The following is a 16,403-nucleotide window of genomic DNA, read 5'->3' on the forward strand; positions in this document are numbered from 1 at the left end:
CTGTTCCAACTCCGTCTAACAATGTATTAAGCCGCAGCGCTTATTTGAGCAGCAACGCGCCTTCGATGGGTACGTAGCGACTGGCAGCGCGGATCAGTGAGTTGGCCGTCAGCCCCGGCACGCCGTAAGCCACGGCTTCAACGCCGTGCTTGTGGATGATGCGGTCGAGCAGCATGTCGAAATCACCGTCGCCGGAGGCCAGCACGATTTCGTCGACGTGGTCGGCGGCGTCCATGATGTCGAGGGTGATGCCCACGTCCCAGTCGCCCTTGGCCGAGCCGTCGCTGCGCTGGATGTAGGGTTTGAGTTTTACCGTAAAGCCCAGGTTGCGCAGGATCTGCTGGAATTGCTGCTGCTTGCTGTCGCCGCGGTCGATGGCGTACGCATAGGCCTCGACAATCTGCCCCCGCGAGCTGATGTCAGCCCACAGGGCGGCGTAGTTGAAGTGGCAACCATAGGCCTGGCGGACGGTGTAGTAGAGGTTTTGCACATCGGCGAACACTGCAATTTTCTTCACCGCACTTCCTCATGACAGCCAGGCGCCAGCGCCCGGAAAGGCTGCCAGTATGCCAGCCGCGAGAACGTTTCCGGGAAAAATCAGACCGGGGCGACGAAGCACCCCGGTCAAGGTGCGTCAGACGAAGGAATCGTCGTCGCCGAAGGAAGAAGAATCGTCGGAGTAATCGCTGTCGGCAAAGCTGTCCGAGGCGTTGTCGTTGCCCCAGTTGTCATTGCCGGCAAACTTCTGGTCATCGTTGCCCCAGTTGCCGCTGTCACTGGCAGGCGCGGGCTCTTCGCGGATGATTTCCTCGACGACTTGCGGCTGTTGCGAGCTGTGGTTGAACAGGCTGCTGATGCCCTCTGCCAACATCACACCACCGGCCACACCGGCAGCAGTTTTCAACGCGCCACCGAGGAAACCACTGCCCATTGGAGCGGCTGGCGCTTGCTGTGGCTGTTGATAATTCTGCTGCGGGGCGCCGTAGTTTTGCTGCGACGCAGGCTGGCCAAAGAAAGGCCGCGCCGGTTCACGCCAGCCGCCGCCGGAAGAGGCCGGCGCGCTCTGTGCCGGTTGCGAATCACGTGAACCGCCTCCGCCAAAGATGCTCGACAAGAAACCACCGCCACCCGAAGCGGTGGGTTGCGCGGATTTGGCCCGTTGCAACTCCTCCTGCAATTGCTGGATTTGCTGCGCCTGTTGTTTGTTCTGCGCGTCGAGTGTCTTGAGCGCGTGTTCCTGCACCAGGATCGACTGGGTCATGTAATACCCGGCCGCCGGTTGGCGAGTCATGTGCTCCTTGATCCGCGCTTCGGCCTGGGCGTCGCGGGGGGCTGAGTCCGTTTCGGCTTGCTGCAACCGTGAAAACAGTCCATCGATCAGGGTTTGCTCTTCGCTGTTCATGGCGACCTCGTTAGATTGCCGGTAGAAAAATCGTGGTCTCGCCTTTAATCAGGCGCTGTCTCAGTTATGGGGGTGTTACGAGTTGTTTCAATGGTCTTTACTCAAGGTTTACGTTTGCGTACCGCCAGCCTTGATCGGTTAAAGTGTTGCCCTTGCTTTCAGGCCTGCGATGAACTTGATGAATCCGTTAGACGTATTGCGCGACTCCTTGCGTTTCACCCGACACAACCTGGGCGCCATCGTCCAGCTATGTTTGCCGCTGGTGATTCTCGAAGCCCTGCTGCAACAGGTGCTCAACCACATGGTCGGCCCGGACGCGTTCCCCGGTTACAGCGTGGTGGTGGGGTTGCTGGTCTACCCGCTGTACACCGGCGCGTTGATTCTGTTCCTGGATGCCCGCACCCGTGGCGAGTCGCCGCGCACCCAGGACGTATGGGCCATGGCCCTGACCCTGTGGCCGCGCTTCGCCCTGCTGACGGCCATGAGCACGCTGCTGATTCTGCTGGGGCTGTCGCTGTATTTCCTGCCGGGCCTGTGGCTGATGGTGGTGCTGGCGTTCGCCGAATACTTGCTGGTGCTGCGCGGCATGCCGGCGCTGGAGGCCATGAAGGAAAGCTTCCGCCTGACCCGTGGGCATTTCTGGCGAATCCTGGTGTGCCTGCTGTGCGTGATGACACCGTTGTGGCTGCTCAAAGGCGCCAGCGTGGCAGCCTATCCAGAACCGGCGCCGCTGCTGGGCCTATTGATGGACAGCGCCCACAGCTTCCTTCAACTGTTTACCAGCGTGGTGCTGTTCCGTTTATTCATGTTGATCGGTGGCGATGCCGACGCGCGGTGATATGCTCCGCACCACTCTTGAAACGCTATAAGCCGAGCCGATGACCCGTTTATTGCGCATCACCCTGCTGGGCCTGCTGATCGTCGCGGGCCTGCTGACGGCCTTGATCTACAGCTTGACCTGGCGCCCCGAGGCCAAGGAAACCCTGCCGGTGAGCTGCGTCGCCCCGCGTGCGCCGACCTTGCTGCCGGGGCAGGCGCTCAAGGTCATGACCTGGAACGTGCAATACCTGGCCGGCAAGAACTACGTGTTCTGGTACGACACCGCCGACGGCAGCGGCCCCGATGATCGCCCCACGGTTGAAGACATGGCCGCCAGCCTCGACGAAGTGGCGCGGGTGATTCGCGACGAACAACCCGACATCCTGCTGCTGCAGGAACTCGACGAAAACGCCAAGCCTTCCCACTACCAAGACCAGCTCGCCCTTTTGCAGGAACGCCTGGTCGACCTCTACCCGTGCAGTGCCCAGACGTTCGACTGGAAAGCCGACTTTGTGCCAAACCTGCATATCTTCGGCAGTGTCGGCCGCAAATTGGCGACCCTCAGCCGCTACCAGATCGAACACGCCGAACGCCTGCAATTGCCGGCATCCGAGGCCAATATCCTCAGCCGCCAGTTCCAACCCAAGCCGGCCTTGCTGCTGACCTACCTGCCGCTCAGCGACGGCGGCCAACTGGCAGTGATCAACACGCGCCTGGACGGCGATGCCCCCGGACGCAGCGCGGTGCAGGAGCAAGTAAACACCACGGTCAAACTGCTGGACAGACTCGAAGGCCGTGGCACACCCTGGCTGATCGGCGGGGATTTCAACCTGCTGCCCCTGGGTCAATTCCTGCGTTTGGACGCCGGTAAGCGCGGGCAATATTCGCCGGACAGCGAGCTGCATATGCTGTGGGACAAATACCCGATGATCCCCAGCAACAGCCAATCCAGCGGCATCGACCGTGAGAAATGGCTGACGCACTTCCCGAATGACCCGAGCGTGGACGGCCCAGATCGCACGTTGGATTACCTGTTCTACAGCCCACGGATCAAGCGGGTGGAAGCCAAGGTGCGCCAGGAAGACACGCTGCGCATCTCCAATCATTTGCCGGTGATCGCACGCTTCCTGCTGCCCGCCGCGCAATAACCCACACCACATAGATAGCTGTTGCGCCTACTTTCGCGGTTTGATCCGTGCCGTCGCCTCGGCCACCAACGGATCATCCGGCCAGTAATGTTTCGGATACCGCCCCTTCAAATCCTTCTTCACGTCGGCGTAGGTACTGCGCCAGAAGTTCGCCAGGTCCTGGGTCACCTGTACCGGCCGCCGCGCCGGGGACAGCAGGTGCAACTTCACCACCTGACGCCCGCCGGCAATGCGCGGGGTGTCCGCCAGCCCGAACAATTCCTGCAAACGCACTGCCAGAATCGGCGGGTGTTCGCTGTAGTCCAAGCGCACTGACGAACCCGACGGCACTTTCACATGCTGCGGAGCCAGTTCATCGAGGCGCTGTGGCAGCGGCCACGGCAGCAGGTTGTGCAGGTAGCTGGCGATATCCAGGTTGGCGAAATGACTCAGGCGCGAGACTTTGCCCAAGTACGGCATCAGCCAGTGTTCAAGGCTGGCGAGCAAGGCGCTGTCACTGATGTCGGGCCATTCGCTGGTTTTGCCGGCGTCGAGTTGGCGCAGCAGCATGACGCGAGCCTGCCATTGCCGTAGCTCAGGCGTCCACGGCAGCAGTTCAAGGCCTTTGCGGCGCACCAGGTTGACCAGCGCCTGGCTGCGCGCGGATTCGTCGAGGCCGGTCAGTGGTTCGCGGCTGAGCACCAGTTCGCCGACTTTGCGTTGGCGTTCGGCGCGCAGGACGCCTTCGCGCTCGTCCCAATCCAATTGGTCGACATTGCGCACTTGCTCGGCCAGCACCGTGTCGAACAGCGCCGGATCAAAATCCGCTGCCAGGTAGATGCGTTCTTCACGCTGGCCCTGGCGGCTGCCCAGGTCGGCGATCACCAGCCAGGGTTGCTTCATCAGGCTGTCGGCCTCGGCGAACAACGCGGCACGGCCATTGGCCAGACGGTATTCGGCGCCACCGGGACGGCGTTGCTGGGCGACGCGGTCCGGGTAGGCCAGGGCGAGCAAGGCGCCGAGCCAGCGCGGGTGATCGGGATCGACCACCGGTTGCGTGGCCTTGCCTCTCAGGTAGCCGCGATATTGCCGGGCCAGTTGCTTGGCGCGCTGTACGCCGCCTTGCGTGCCACGCGCACGTTCTTCGCCGGACAACAGCGCCAGGCGGCTGTGCAAATCCGCGCCGCCACCGCGCAAGATGTCGCGCTCACCCAGCAGGGCGGCAACATCACACGCCGTCGCCGCGAGCCCCAAGTCCTGCCCGCGCAAGAGTAAATGGGCAATACGTGGATGAGCAGGCAACTCGGCCATCTTCTGGCCGTGCGCGGTGAGTGTGCCTTCATTCATGGCGCCGAGGCGCATCAGCAAGTCCTGCGCCTGGGCATACGCAGCGGTCGGCGGTACATCCAGCCACACCAGTTGTGTAGGCGTCACACCCCAACGCGCCAACTGCAAGGCCAAACCCGCCAGGTCGGCGGCGAGGATCTCCGCGCTGCCGTAAGCAGCCAGGCCTTCATGCTGGTCCTCGGACCACAAGCGATAACACACACCAGGTTCCAGGCGCCCTGCCCGGCCAGCCCGTTGCGTGGCGCTGGCGCGGGAGATGCGCTGGGTGTCGAGGCGGGTCATGCCGCTGCCCGGGTCGAAGCGCGGCACGCGGGCCAAGCCGGCGTCGATCACCACGCGCACGCCATTGATGGTCAGGCTGGTCTCGGCGATGTTGGTCGCCAGCACGACCTTGCGTTTGCCAGCGGGCGCGGGATCGATAGCAGCGCGCTGGGCGTTCAAATCCAGTTCGCCATGCAGTGGGCACAGCAGCACATCGGTACGATCACCCAGGGCGTCGGCCAGTTGTTGATTGACCCGCCGAATCTCCGCCTGCCCCGGCAAGAACACCAGCACGCTGCCGGTTTCGTCATGCAGGGCTTCAAGGATGGTCTGCACCAGGCGCGGCTCGATAAATTCACCCGCCTGATACGGCCGCCCCCAACGCATCTGCACCGGGAACATGCGCCCTTCACTGCGCAGGATCGGCGCGTTGTCCAGTAGGCTGGCGAGGCGTTCGCCTTCGAGGGTGGCGGACATCAGCAGGATTTTCAGCGGCTGCTCATCGCGAAACAGGTCGCGGCCGTTCAGGCTCAGGGCCAACGCCAGGTCGGCGTCGAGACTGCGCTCGTGGAACTCGTCGAAAATCAGCAGGCCCACGCCGTCCAACGCCGGGTCGTCCTGCAGGCGGCGAGTGAGAATGCCTTCGGTGACCACTTCGATGCGCGTGTTGGGGCCGACTTTGCTGTCCAGCCGAATGCGATAACCGACGGTTTCACCGACTTTTTCACCCAGCTCGCTGGCCAAGCGCTCGGCAGCGGCGCGGGCGGCCAGGCGACGCGGTTCGAGCATCAGGATGGTTTGCCCGGCCAGCCATGGCTCATTCAACAAGGCCAAGGGCACGCGGGTGGTTTTACCGGCGCCGGGCGGCGCTTCCAGCACGGCTTCATGGCGATTCGCCAAGGCGTCACGCAGGGCGGGTAAAACATCATCAATCGGCAACGAATTCATACTGGCTCCAAAGCAGAGCGGCGAGTATAACGGCGAACTGCCGGATGCCGACGCTGGTCTCAAAGACACAACCCGATCCTAATGGGAACACGGTTGAATGTGGGAGCGGGCTTGCTCGCGAATGCGGTGGATCAGTCAGCAGATGTATTAACTGAAAGACCGCATTCGCGAGCAAGCCCGCTCCCACATTTGAACATCGTCGCCTGGTAGATCTGGCTTATAGTCACCTTTCAATCGTGTTCAGGAGATTTTTTATGCGTATCGCTTCCCGTGTCATTGGCGGTGTCCTCGCCGTCACCCTGCTGAGCCAACTGACGGCTTGCGGATCGATCTTCTACCCGGACCGCCGCGGCCAGATCGACGGCAAGATCGACCCGACGATTGCCGTGCTCGATGCCGTGGGCCTGCTGTTCTACGTAATCCCAGGCCTGATCGCCTTTGGTGTGGACTTCGCCACCGGCGCCATCTACTTCGAACCGGGCAAGACCGCCCAAGTCGCCCCGGAAAAACTCCACGAAGCCATCGGCGCCGACGGCAAGGTCGACAATGCCAAGCTGCAAAGCATCATTCAGAAAGAAACCGGCCGCACCCTGCCGCTGGACGACCCGCGCATGATCCAGTTCAAAGGCAGCGTGCAACAGCTCGCCAGCCTGGGCCTGCAATCCGCTGCGTAAGGAGTCGAGCCGTCTATGACCAGCAGTCCCGAACACGCCAGGCTCTTGCGCCTGGCCACCCGCGCTTCGGTGGGTGTGGCCTGTGCGTTGATTATCACCAAGGCCATCGCCTGGTGGTTCAGCGGCTCGGTGAGCATGCTCGCCGGGTTGACCGACTCGCTGCTGGACGGCGTGACCTCGCTGTTGAATTTGCTCGCGGTGCATTACGCGCTGCGCCCGGCCGATGACGATCACCGTTATGGGCATGGCAAGGCAGAATCGCTGGCGGGCATGGCGCAAGCGCTGTTTATCGGCGGCAGTGCGGTGCTGATCGCGTTCCAGGCCTACGAGCGGCTGCAGCACCCGGAACCGGTGGGCGCGCCATGGTTGAGCATTGGTGTGATCGTGTTTTCCCTGGCGTTGACCGTCGCCTTATTAATGCTGCAACACCGGGTGATCCGCGAAACCGGCTCCAACGCCGTGCGCGCGGATTCGCTGCACTACCGCTCAGACCTGATGCTCAATGGGAGCATCCTGGTGGCGCTGGTGCTGGCGGGTTTTGGCTACCATCAAGTGGACGCCTGGTTCGGCCTGGGCATCGCTGCCTACATCTTGTGGAGCGCAATCCAGATCGCTCGGGAAAGTTTTGCGGTGTTGATGGATGAAGAGCTGCCGCCGGACGTCAGCCAGCACATGTTGGAACTGGCCCGTGGCGTACCGGGGGTGTTGGGTGCACATGATCTGCGCACGCGGATTTCCGGCAGCCACTGGTTTGTGCAGTTGCACCTGGAGCTGCCGGGGGAGTTGACGCTGTCAGTCGCCCACGGGATCAGCGATCAGGCCGCCGATGCCATTCACAAGGCTTACCCGCGCGCCGAAGTGCTGGTGCACGCCGACCCGCGGGAAGTAGTCACGGGCAATAAAACCTAGTACTGCACCTGATAGCCGCGACTGCTCAGGCAGTTGCCCTGGGCCTGGCGGTAGGTTTGCACCACCGCCGGGTCGGGGGCGTAGGTCACTTGCTGCGGATCGAAACCGCTTTGCTGCACGGCCCAGCGATAACAGTCATAACCGTCCTGCTGCACCTGGGCCGGTGACTGGCCGTTGGTGGGATACGCCACCACGTCATAGCCATTGCCTTGCGGCGTGGGCTGCGGCGCCGGCACGGCAGTCGGCGGTTGCACCACCACATACTGCTGGGAGCTGCTTTCGTAGGTGTAATAAGAGCCCGCCGCAAGAAAGAACAGCGCACTGCCTATCCACACTTCACGTGCATAGTCGGGCAGGTAATGCACCCGGATACCGTACGGCGGCGTCACCACCACATAGCGCGGGCCTTGCGGGCGGTACCAGTAGCCACCGGAATAGAAGTAATCCTGACCACGGTAAGGCACGCGGTAGTTGCGGTCGGGGAAGCGGTCGATCACGTAGCCAGGGCGATGCTGCGGCCCTGGGCCCCAGCCGTTGCCATGGCCGTCGGGGCGACCGGGCCAGCGGTTATCGCCCGGACGTGAGCCTGGGCCGCCGGCCTCCCAGTGCTGGTTACCGTCATTGCGTCGAGGGATGTCGCGGTAGTAGCCCTGGCGCGGCTCCTGGGTCTGGCGCACGGTGTCCGGGCGACTCTGGATCGGCAGGTTATTCGAGGGCTGCGGCACCGGCCGCCCCTGCTCGTTACCCTGGGGACGCCCCTGCCATTGGCCGCTACCGTTCTGACCACCGCGATCAAAATGCTGATTCTGCGGGCGTGGCTGATTGTTTTCCGGCCGAGGCTGATTGTTCTGCGGACGCGGTGGGTTATTCTGCGGCCGCGGCTGTTCATTACCCCCAGGCCGTCCGCCCTCCGGCCCTCTTTCATGCTGACCACCGCCTTCACCGCGCGGCGCGTTATCACGCTCGTCGGCCACTGCCTGGGCGCCAACGGTGACCATCAGCAAACCAACACCTGCCAAACGCCAGATGCGCTTCATGCTATTCCTCACTGCGGATTAGGGCCTGTCCATGAGACTGGAAAAGCGAGGCCCGGTTCTTGGACAGGTTATCAGCAGGCAAAAGAAAAGGGGTGACCCGTCGGCCACCCCTTGAGAACTTCGTCCTGGCTCAACGCTTTTGGCGTTGGCTCACCTCACGCCGTCTTGTGGACAGTGTGCAGCCTGGAGGCCGGCTCAACCCTGCTGGGGTGGCGGCCGCAACGGGCCTGATTGGGCGCGCTGCTGTGGACTGTTGTCCAGGCGGTGATTCTGTTGATAAAGATACAGGCGAGCGCCCGACAGATGATTGCGAAGATTGCGTCAATAAACAGTGCTTGCGCAATTTTTAACCCTTCATAGATAATTCACCGCAATAGTTACGACAAAGGCCAACCCAATGAGCAAGCTTGACCGATACGACCTGAGTATTTTGGCGGAATTGCAGCGCGATGCGAGGATCTCCAACCAGGAGTTGGCCGAACGTATCGGCTTGTCGCCTTCGCCGTGCTCGCGCCGGGTCAAGCAGTTGGAAGACGACGGCTACATCGCCCGCCAGGTCGCTTTGCTCGACCGCAAGATGCTCGGCCTGAGCCTGACGGCCTATGTGCTGATCGGCATGGACCGCCACACCCCCGAGCGTTTCGAGAATTTCGAAGCGGCCATTCGCACATTGCCCCAAGTATTGGAATGCAGTTTGGTGACGGGGATGGATGCTGACTATCAGTTGAAGGTGGTGGTACCGGATATGGATCACTACCAGAAGTTGCTGCTGGGGCATCTGACGCGCATTGATGGGGTGACCAGCGTGCGGTCGAGCTTTGTGCTGAACCAGGTGCTCAACAGCACCGAACTGCCGCTGACCCACCTGCGTACCTGAGACCAATGAAGCTCCCACATTGACCGCGACCGACTCAGGTCAATGTTGCGTCTGTAACGCTGCCGTATACTTCCCGCCTGCCCTGCTGGAAAGCCCTAATGAACAACATCGATCCCGCCCTGTTTGAAGAATGGATGATGACCGGCCTGGTCACCCTCCTGATCATTTTCATGGGCTTTATCGTCTGGGACCTGGCGAAGAAATCCAAGGCCGGGCGCTTTGGCTCGTTCATCCTGTTCTTCGTGCTGGGCCTGGGCGTGGCCGCGTTCATCATCAAGAGCGTGGTCATCGGCCTGATCGAGTCCGGCGCCTTATAAGCGCGCCGGCACTTCCTTCCACTGGCCTTGATCCAGGCCTTCAATTGTCCAATCGCCAATTCGCACACGTACCAGCCGCAAGGTGGGCAACCCCACGGCGGCGGTCATGCGCCGCACCTGACGGTTGCGCCCTTCTCGAATCACCAACTCCAACCAATGGGTCGGCACGCTTTTACGAAAGCGCACCGGCGGGTTGCGCGGCCATAACTCGGGCTCGTCCAACTGCCGTGCTTCGGCGGGCAAGGTCTTGCCGTCGTTGAGCTCGACGCCGTCACGCAGCCGTTGCAGTTGTTCTTCGGTTGGCTCGCCTTCCACCTGTACCCAGTAGGTTTTCGCCAGTTTGTGCTTGGGGTCGGCAATCCGCGCCTGGAGTTGGCCATCGTTGGTCAGCAGCAACAGGCCTTCACTGTCACGGTCCAGGCGACCGGCCGGGTAGATGCCGGGGATGTCGATAAAGTCCTTGAGGGTCGCGCGCCCGCCTTCGTCGCTGAACTGGGTCAGCACGTCGAACGGTTTATTGAACAGGATCAACTTCGGCTCGGCCGGCGGTGCCTTGGCGACACGACGGGCTGCGGAATGCGGAGTTTTCACGCCGGAGCGGCGCGAATCGGGACGGGTGGGACGGGACATGGCAAAGGAACATCTAACGGTCAGGACCGACAATGCTAGTGGCCTGACCGTTAAATGACCATCCCAACCGCTTAGCGGAACGGCGGTTCGTCGAAGCTGCGCAGTTTGCGCGAGTGCAGCGAGTTGAGCTCGGTGCGCAGCAGGTCCACGGCTTCGATGCCGATCTTCAAGTGCTGGCTGACCGCGCGCTCATAGAACGCGTTGGCCGAACCCGGCAGTTTGATCTCGCTGTGCAGCGGCTTATCGGACACGCACAGCAAGGTGCCGTAAGGCACACGCAAGCGGTAGCCTTGCGCCGCGATGGTACCGCTTTCCATGTCCACGGCCACCGCGCGAGACAGGTTGATCAATGGGCGTTCCTGGGCCCAGCGCAGCTCCCAGTTACGGTCGTCATAGGTCAACACGGTGCCGGTGCGCAGGCGTTTTTTCAGCTCTTCGCCTTTTTCGCCGGTGACGTTGGCCGCCGCTTGCTGCAAGGCCATCTGCACTTCGGCCAGGGCCGGGATCGGAATATTCGGCGGCACTACGCGGTCGAGAATCCCGTCGCGGCGCATATAGGCGTGGGCCAGTACGTAATCGCCGATGGTCTGGGATTGGCGCAGGCCGCCGCAGTGGCCGATCATCAGCCAGCAATGCGGGCGCAGCACGGCCAAATGGTCGGTGATGTTCTTGGCGTTGGACGGGCCGACGCCGATGTTCACCAAGGTCACGCCGTGGCCGTCGCTGGCCTGCAAGTGATAGGCCGGCATTTGATAACGATGCCACACAACGCCTGCGGCAATCGCCGACGCTTCACCGTGGTCCATGCTCTTGTCGATAACCACGTTGCCCGGCAGCACCATCCGGATAAACCGTGGGTCGCTGCGCAGTTGCTCCAGGCCATGCACGATGAACTGGTCGACATAACGGTGGTAGTTGGTCAGCAGGATCCACGGTTGCACATGGCGCCAGTCGCTACCGGTGTAATGCACCAGGCGGCGCAGGGAAAAGTCAACGCGGGCCGCATCGAACAGCGCCAGCGGCAGCGGGTCGGTATTTTCCCAGTCGTACAGGCCATCGGCGATGCCATCGGTGGCAGCCGACAGGTCAGTGCTGGGGAACACGCGGGCCAGGGTCGCGGCGGTCACGCCGGAGCCGGCCAGTTCGTCGCCCTGCTCCACCACGTACGGGTACGGGATGTTCTGCTGGCTGACGCCCACTTCCACCGTCACGGTGAAGTCGTGCATCAGCGGCACCAATTGCTCCAGGAGGTACTTACGGAAGGCCGCAGGATGGGTGACGGTAACACTGTAGGTCCCCGGCAACTGGACCTTGGCGTACGCCCGAGTGGTCTGTGGGACTTCGCCGTGGCAGTGGTAGGTCAGGCGCAGTTCCGGGTAACGAAACAGCGCACGTTGTTCGGCATCGGGTTCGACGCGGTCTTTGAGGTACTGCTTGAGGGCTTGATTGAGCGCGCCGGTAGCGCGCTCATGCAGGGCCGCCAGACGATCCACGGCTTCTTCAGCGGTTTGAACGACAACAAAAGCTTCGGTCACGGTAAGCATCCTGTGTTCTGACTTGCAGGCCTTTATCTTGCCTGTATCCCAGGCTCACTGAAACACCGGAATTGGAATGGGATCAATAATGTGGGAGCGGGCTTGCTCGCGAATGCGGCGGGTCAGCTACTGAATAGGTGACTGATACACCGCATTCGCGAGCAAGCCCGCTCCCACATTTTGACCGTGTCTAGTCAGAGGCGTTAGGGGTCGAACGAGCAACAATCGCTTCCACATCCACACCACGCGGCAGAGTCCCGTAGACCCGACCGGACGATTCGCCCAACCGGCTGGCAATAAACCCATCACTCACCGCCGCATTCCCCGCCTCCAGCAACAACTTGGCCTGCAACGCCACGGCGATATCCTCCGTCAACTGCCGCGCACGGTACTGGATATCCTGAGTGTCCATAAACGCCGACTTCAGCTGTTCAATATGCCGCGCCAGTGGCTTATCCCCGTGCCCGTCCCCGAGCTCGATAAACAGCGCCTCCAGCACTCCCGGCTCTTTCGACAACGCCCGCAGCACGTCCAGGCACTGAACGTTGCCGGAACCTTCCCACGTCGAATTCACCGGGGCCTCACGGTACAGGCGCGGCAGGATGCTGTCCTCCACATACCCGGCGCCGCCCATGCACTCGGCGGCTTCGTTGATCATGGCCGGGGGGCGCTTGCAGATCCAATACTTGCCCACCGCCGTCACCAGCCGGGCGAACTTGGCTTCCTGCTCGTCACCCAGATTATCCAGGGCCTTGCCCATGCGCATGCTCAGGGCCAGCGCGGATTCACTTTCCAGCGCCAGGTCCGCCAGCACGTTTTGCATCAGCGGTTGCTCGCTGAGTACGCGGCCACCCACCGAACGATGGGCACAATGATGGCTGGCCTGGGTCAGCGCCTGGCGCATCAGGGCGCTGGAGCCAACCATGCAATCGAAGCGGGTCATGGCGACCATCTCGATGATGGTCGGCACGCCGCGGCCTTCTTCGCCGATCATCCAGGCCAGGGCGCCACGGAACTCCACTTCGCTGGAAGCATTGGAGCAGTTGCCGAGTTTGTTTTTCAGGCGTTGGATGTAGAACTCGTTGCGCGTGTCATCCGGGCGGTGTCGGGGCAGTAGGAAGCAGGACAGGCCCTTGTCGGTTTGCGCCAGCGTGAGGAACGCATCGCACATCGGCGCCGAGCAGAACCACTTGTGACCTACCAGTTCATAGGCTTGCCCCGGACCGCCCGAGCCGACCGGGTAAGCGCGGGTGGTATTGGCGCGCACGTCGGTGCCGCCCTGTTTCTCGGTCATGGCCATGCCGATAGTGGCGCCGGCCTTGTGGGCGATGCCGACATTGCGCGGGTCGTATTGAGTGCTAAGGATTTTTGGCAGCCAAAGATCAGCCAACTCTGGCTGCATACGCAGCGCTGGCACACAGGCGAAGGTCATGGTCAGTGGGCAGCCGGTACCGGCTTCGGCCTGGCTGTGCAGGTAGGTCATGGCGGCGCGGGCTACATGGGCGCCGGACTGCGGGTGCGCCCAAGGCAGCGACGGCAGGCCGTGCTCGACGGCGGTGCGCATCAGTTCGTGGTAAGCCGGGTGAAATTCCACCAGGTCGATGCGATGGCCATAACGGTCATGGCTGCTGAATATCGGTTTGTTCTGATTGGCCAGAAACCCGGCTTCCATCAGCGGCCCGCCGGCCAGCGCGCCATAGGCATCGATACGCGGCTCTGCCCAGCCGGCGCCAAAGCGGCGTGACCATTCTTGCAGGGGCAAGTCAATGCGATACAGGTTAGTGCCGTCCAGGGACGGGGGCTGGTTGGTGACGTCGTGGGTCTCGGCAAACTGATGCAGGTTCATGACGGGCCTCCTGGAAAAGGCCACGTTCAGTTGGGGCCTGAATTTCAGTTAAGCACCGTCATCCGCCTTAAAAAAGGGGCATACCCGCCGAAAGCCCGGCGCTTTCGCCCTCAACTGGGCACAACAATCGACGCTCCAACACCGCTTGCAATGCCTCGAAACGCACCGGCTTGACCAGCCGATCGGAGACACCGATGCCATGGCAATGCTCGCGCTCAGACACATTCAGCGACGCACTCAAGGCGATCACCGGCAATTCACCGCAGCCAGGCAGTGCACGAATCTGACAGCACAAAGAGAAACCACCTTCGGGAAGGTCCAACAGTACCGCGTCGAAATCCCCGGCCTGCAAAGCCGCCAACGCGTTCAGGCCGCTGTCCACGCTTTTCACCCGGTAGCCCAGCTTAAGCAGCATGCCGCGCACCACTAATTGGCCGACGCTGTTGTCATCCACCAGCAGCACCGCGCACTCCTGAGGCGCGCGTTGCCGGCCTGGCATTGGTTTGAACTCAGGCGGCACTGGGCTGACCTCCACCTCCAGCTGGAAGCGGCTGCCTTTGCTCGGTTCGGAATGATGAGTGAGGCGCCCGCCCAGCAGCTCGATCAGTTGCCGACAGATCGCCAAACCGATACCCATGCCGCCATATTCACGGGTGGTGGAGCCATCGAGCTGGAAGAACCGCTGGTACAGCGTGGCCTCATCTAGGAAGGCAAAGCCGATGCCGGTGTCGGTGACGATAAAGCTCAGGCGCAAAGCGCCCTCACTGTGCGGCACGCCGACCACACGCAGGCGGACCGAGCCTTCGTGGGTGAATTTGAAGGCGTTGTCCAGCAGGCAATCCAGGCACTGCAGCAGTTTGTCGGCGTCGCCCACCACGCGGTCCGGCAGTTCATCCGCCACGTCGATGGAAAACGCCAGGCCTTTGCTCTGGGCGCTGGCGTTGAACTGCTGGCGCAAGGTCTCGAGCGTCCCGCGCAGGCTGAACACCTGCGGCTGGGCACTCAGGCGCCCGGCCTGCAATTCAGTCAGGGTGAGGATGCCGTTGACCATGCGCATCATGTCCCGCGCCGAACCGGCGGCCGTTTGCTGGTACTGCGCCAGGTCAGCGTCCAACGGCACGGTTTGCATCAGTTCAAGGGAGCCGATCACGCCGTTCATGGGCGTGCGCAGTTCGTGAGTGAGGGTAGCGAGGAACTCATCCTTGAGTCGGTTACTGCGGGCCAATTGCTGGTTGAGCACTTCGAGCTTCTGGCTGGCATCGAACAGGATCTGCGCCTGTTGCTCACGCATGGAGTTGATACGGTCGGCCAGGGCCAGGGACAACAACGCCACTTCAATCGCCGAGCCGATCTGGCTGGCGTACATGGTCAGGAACACATTGGGCAGGTAGCCCAGCACCATCAGCGTATTCACCACCCCGCCCAGCAGGAACGCCGACCAGGCGATGATGAAATAGCGCGCCACTCGCTGGCCGCAATACCAGGCCTTGATGGCGGCAACAAAGATGGTCACGGTAAATACCAGCGCCAGACCAGTGGCCAGGCGCAGCGCCAGGGCGTAGCTGGTCATCAACGACAGCAGCATCACCACTGCGCCGCAGGCCACCAGCGCCAGCAGCAGGCGGTTGATCCAGCGACTGTGCTGGGCGGTGTGCAAGAAGCTGCGCGCAAACAGGCTGCCGAAGAGCGCCGCCGAGCCAATCAGGAACGGCGTCGCCGCATTCGCCCACCAAGGGTTGTTTGGCCAGAAATACTCCACCGCCGCGCCGTTGACCGACAGTTGGTACATGCCGAACGAAGCAATATAGAAGATGTAATAGAGGTAGCTGGTGTCGCGCACGCTGAGGTAGATGAACAGGTTGTAGACCAGCATCCCCAACAACACGCCATAGATCAGGCCTAACACATACAAGCGCAGCGGCTGTTGTTCCAGGTAGGCGGTGCTGGACCAGAGCGTCAATGGCGCCTGGATCGAGCCCTCGCTTTGCAGGCGCAGGTAGACAGTTTTCGCCTGCCCAGGGGCGAAGTCGACGTTGAACAGGTAATTGTTCTGGCGAATTTCACGGGAAGAATAGGGCAGCGCGTCCCCCGTGCGCCCGGCCAGGCGATAGGTGCCGGTGCTGTCGGGCAAATACAGCTCAAGATGGTCGAGCGGCGGGTACGCCAGCTCCAGCAACCAGGTGCGTTGCGCTTCGGGATGGGTGGGCAGGTAATGCAGATTGACCTTGAGCCAGAATACCGAGCGTGAGTAGCCGGCGTTGAGTGTGTCTTTATCGTGGGGCTTGAATAGCGTGGCGGCGGAAGGCGCGCTCACATCAGCAATGGTCAGGGCATCGGTCGGGTCTTCGAGCACTTGCATGGCCCGGCCCAGCGGCAGGCTTCGCGTGTCTTGGTTGAACTCGACGGCGTTGGCGAGCAGCGGCAGCCCGCACAACAGTAAAATCAGCAAATAGCGCATAGTGCCCCAGCGTGGCCTGTCCGGTTATGTCAAAAAGCCCCCCATCCTTTTGAGAAGACGTACACCGGCAATACAGTTAGTCGTTTGGATCCACTCTAGCATAGCCGCTAAAGGCCATTGGACACCATTGAAATAAAATTTTGAAAGGCTCTAGAACAAGGGTTTTAGCGCGTTTCACCGTAAGTAGCGGATACTAGCAAACAGCCATAAACGCTG

General features: G+C 61.9%; 14 protein-coding genes. 6 read left to right on the forward strand and 8 right to left on the reverse strand.

The window, feature by feature from the left end; translation table 11 throughout:
* Nucleotides 1–40: 40 nt before the first annotated feature.
* Together JBO08_RS24220 and JBO08_RS24225 are read right to left on the reverse strand one after the other, a co-directional pair.
* On the reverse strand, nucleotides 41–517 hold the full coding sequence (locus JBO08_RS24220; RefSeq protein ID WP_065873655.1) for an NYN domain-containing protein: 477 nt from the start codon (nucleotides 515–517) through the stop codon (nucleotides 41–43).
* A 117-nt stretch (nucleotides 518–634) separates the two neighbouring features.
* Nucleotides 635–1,402 (reverse strand): DUF2076 domain-containing protein, encoded by a 768-nt coding sequence (locus JBO08_RS24225; protein ID WP_220075035.1) that lies wholly within the window; start codon nucleotides 1,400–1,402, stop codon nucleotides 635–637.
* A gap of 178 nt (nucleotides 1,403–1,580) precedes the next feature.
* Between JBO08_RS24225 and JBO08_RS24230 the strand changes: the two genes are divergently transcribed.
* Nucleotides 1,581–2,240, forward strand: a complete 660-nt coding sequence (locus JBO08_RS24230; RefSeq protein ID WP_065873734.1) for a YciC family protein — start codon at nucleotides 1,581–1,583, stop codon at nucleotides 2,238–2,240.
* 40 nt (nucleotides 2,241–2,280) lie between these two features.
* Nucleotides 2,281–3,369, forward strand: coding sequence for an endonuclease/exonuclease/phosphatase family protein (locus JBO08_RS24235; protein ID WP_065873657.1), 1,089 nt, complete (start codon nucleotides 2,281–2,283; stop codon nucleotides 3,367–3,369).
* Nucleotides 3,370–3,396: 27 nt separating this feature from the next.
* Here JBO08_RS24235 and hrpB read toward each other — a convergent pair whose 3' ends face one another.
* Nucleotides 3,397–5,904, reverse strand: coding sequence for an ATP-dependent helicase HrpB (gene hrpB, locus JBO08_RS24240; protein ID WP_065880400.1), 2,508 nt, complete (start codon nucleotides 5,902–5,904; stop codon nucleotides 3,397–3,399).
* Nucleotides 5,905–6,158: 254 nt separating this feature from the next.
* On the opposite strand from hrpB, the gene JBO08_RS24245 reads away from it, so the two are divergent.
* Nucleotides 6,159–6,578, forward strand: a complete 420-nt coding sequence (locus tag JBO08_RS24245; RefSeq protein WP_065908926.1) for a polyribonucleotide nucleotidyltransferase — start codon at nucleotides 6,159–6,161, stop codon at nucleotides 6,576–6,578.
* A 15-nt stretch (nucleotides 6,579–6,593) separates the two neighbouring features.
* A complete protein-coding gene (locus JBO08_RS24250; RefSeq protein ID WP_065873660.1) occupies nucleotides 6,594–7,487 on the forward strand; it encodes a cation diffusion facilitator family transporter in 894 nt (297 codons plus the stop codon).
* Here the strand turns inward: JBO08_RS24250 and JBO08_RS24255 are convergent.
* Nucleotides 7,484–8,524 carry a DUF6515 family protein gene (locus JBO08_RS24255; RefSeq protein WP_065873661.1) on the reverse strand — a complete coding sequence of 347 codons (1,041 nt, stop codon included), beginning with the start codon at nucleotides 8,522–8,524 and terminating at the stop codon, nucleotides 7,484–7,486. The two genes, JBO08_RS24250 and JBO08_RS24255, sit on opposite strands and share 4 nt — an antisense overlap.
* A 397-nt stretch (nucleotides 8,525–8,921) precedes the next feature.
* Between JBO08_RS24255 and JBO08_RS24260 the strand changes: the two genes are divergently transcribed.
* Nucleotides 8,922–9,401 carry an Lrp/AsnC family transcriptional regulator gene (locus tag JBO08_RS24260; protein ID WP_017735654.1) on the forward strand — a complete coding sequence of 160 codons (480 nt, stop codon included), beginning with the start codon at nucleotides 8,922–8,924 and terminating at the stop codon, nucleotides 9,399–9,401.
* A 107-nt stretch (nucleotides 9,402–9,508) separates the two neighbouring features.
* On the forward strand, nucleotides 9,509–9,718 hold the full coding sequence (locus tag JBO08_RS24265) for a DUF2788 domain-containing protein (RefSeq protein ID WP_025858220.1): 210 nt from the start codon (nucleotides 9,509–9,511) through the stop codon (nucleotides 9,716–9,718).
* On the opposite strand, the gene JBO08_RS24270 is transcribed toward JBO08_RS24265, so the two are convergent.
* The 4 genes from JBO08_RS24270 to JBO08_RS24285 form a co-directional block, all read right to left on the reverse strand.
* Nucleotides 9,713–10,348, reverse strand: coding sequence for a pseudouridine synthase (locus JBO08_RS24270; protein WP_065880401.1), 636 nt, complete (start codon nucleotides 10,346–10,348; stop codon nucleotides 9,713–9,715). The two genes, JBO08_RS24265 and JBO08_RS24270, sit on opposite strands and share 6 nt — an antisense overlap.
* Nucleotides 10,349–10,419: 71 nt before the next feature.
* Nucleotides 10,420–11,892, reverse strand: a complete 1,473-nt coding sequence (gene amn, locus JBO08_RS24275) for an AMP nucleosidase (protein WP_175403026.1) — start codon at nucleotides 11,890–11,892, stop codon at nucleotides 10,420–10,422.
* A gap of 181 nt (nucleotides 11,893–12,073) precedes the next feature.
* A complete protein-coding gene (locus JBO08_RS24280) occupies nucleotides 12,074–13,729 on the reverse strand; it encodes an acyl-CoA dehydrogenase family protein (protein WP_220075036.1) in 1,656 nt (551 codons plus the stop codon).
* 67 nt (nucleotides 13,730–13,796) lie between these two features.
* Nucleotides 13,797–16,187 carry a hybrid sensor histidine kinase/response regulator gene (locus JBO08_RS24285; protein ID WP_220075037.1) on the reverse strand — a complete coding sequence of 797 codons (2,391 nt, stop codon included), beginning with the start codon at nucleotides 16,185–16,187 and terminating at the stop codon, nucleotides 13,797–13,799.
* Between the last annotated feature and the right edge of the window lie 216 nt (nucleotides 16,188–16,403).

The sequence above is a fragment of the Pseudomonas sp. LAP_36 genome (genome assembly GCF_019456785.1).
Taxonomy (GTDB): Bacteria; Pseudomonadota; Gammaproteobacteria; order Pseudomonadales; family Pseudomonadaceae; genus Aquipseudomonas; species Aquipseudomonas tritici.

What these genes read in the sequence shown, in the direction of transcription:
- JBO08_RS24225 (WP_220075035.1), bottom strand. Translation starts at nt 1,402, where the DNA reads ATGAACAGCGAAGAGCAAACCCTGATCGATGGACTGTTTTCACGGTTG.
- JBO08_RS24230 (WP_065873734.1), top strand. Translation starts at nt 1,581, where the DNA reads ATGAATCCGTTAGACGTATTGCGCGACTCCTTGCGTTTCACCCGACAC.
- JBO08_RS24235 (WP_065873657.1), top strand. Translation starts at nt 2,281, where the DNA reads ATGACCCGTTTATTGCGCATCACCCTGCTGGGCCTGCTGATCGTCGCG.
- hrpB (WP_065880400.1), bottom strand. Translation starts at nt 5,904, where the DNA reads ATGAATTCGTTGCCGATTGATGATGTTTTACCCGCCCTGCGTGACGCC.
- JBO08_RS24245 (WP_065908926.1), top strand. Translation starts at nt 6,159, where the DNA reads ATGCGTATCGCTTCCCGTGTCATTGGCGGTGTCCTCGCCGTCACCCTG.
- JBO08_RS24250 (WP_065873660.1), top strand. Translation starts at nt 6,594, where the DNA reads ATGACCAGCAGTCCCGAACACGCCAGGCTCTTGCGCCTGGCCACCCGC.
- JBO08_RS24255 (WP_065873661.1), bottom strand. Translation starts at nt 8,524, where the DNA reads ATGAAGCGCATCTGGCGTTTGGCAGGTGTTGGTTTGCTGATGGTCACC.
- JBO08_RS24260 (WP_017735654.1), top strand. Translation starts at nt 8,922, where the DNA reads ATGAGCAAGCTTGACCGATACGACCTGAGTATTTTGGCGGAATTGCAG.
- JBO08_RS24270 (WP_065880401.1), bottom strand. Translation starts at nt 10,348, where the DNA reads ATGTCCCGTCCCACCCGTCCCGATTCGCGCCGCTCCGGCGTGAAAACT.
- amn (WP_175403026.1), bottom strand. Translation starts at nt 11,892, where the DNA reads ATGCTTACCGTGACCGAAGCTTTTGTTGTCGTTCAAACCGCTGAAGAA.
- JBO08_RS24280 (WP_220075036.1), bottom strand. Translation starts at nt 13,729, where the DNA reads ATGAACCTGCATCAGTTTGCCGAGACCCACGACGTCACCAACCAGCCC.
- JBO08_RS24285 (WP_220075037.1), bottom strand. Translation starts at nt 16,187, where the DNA reads ATGCGCTATTTGCTGATTTTACTGTTGTGCGGGCTGCCGCTGCTCGCC.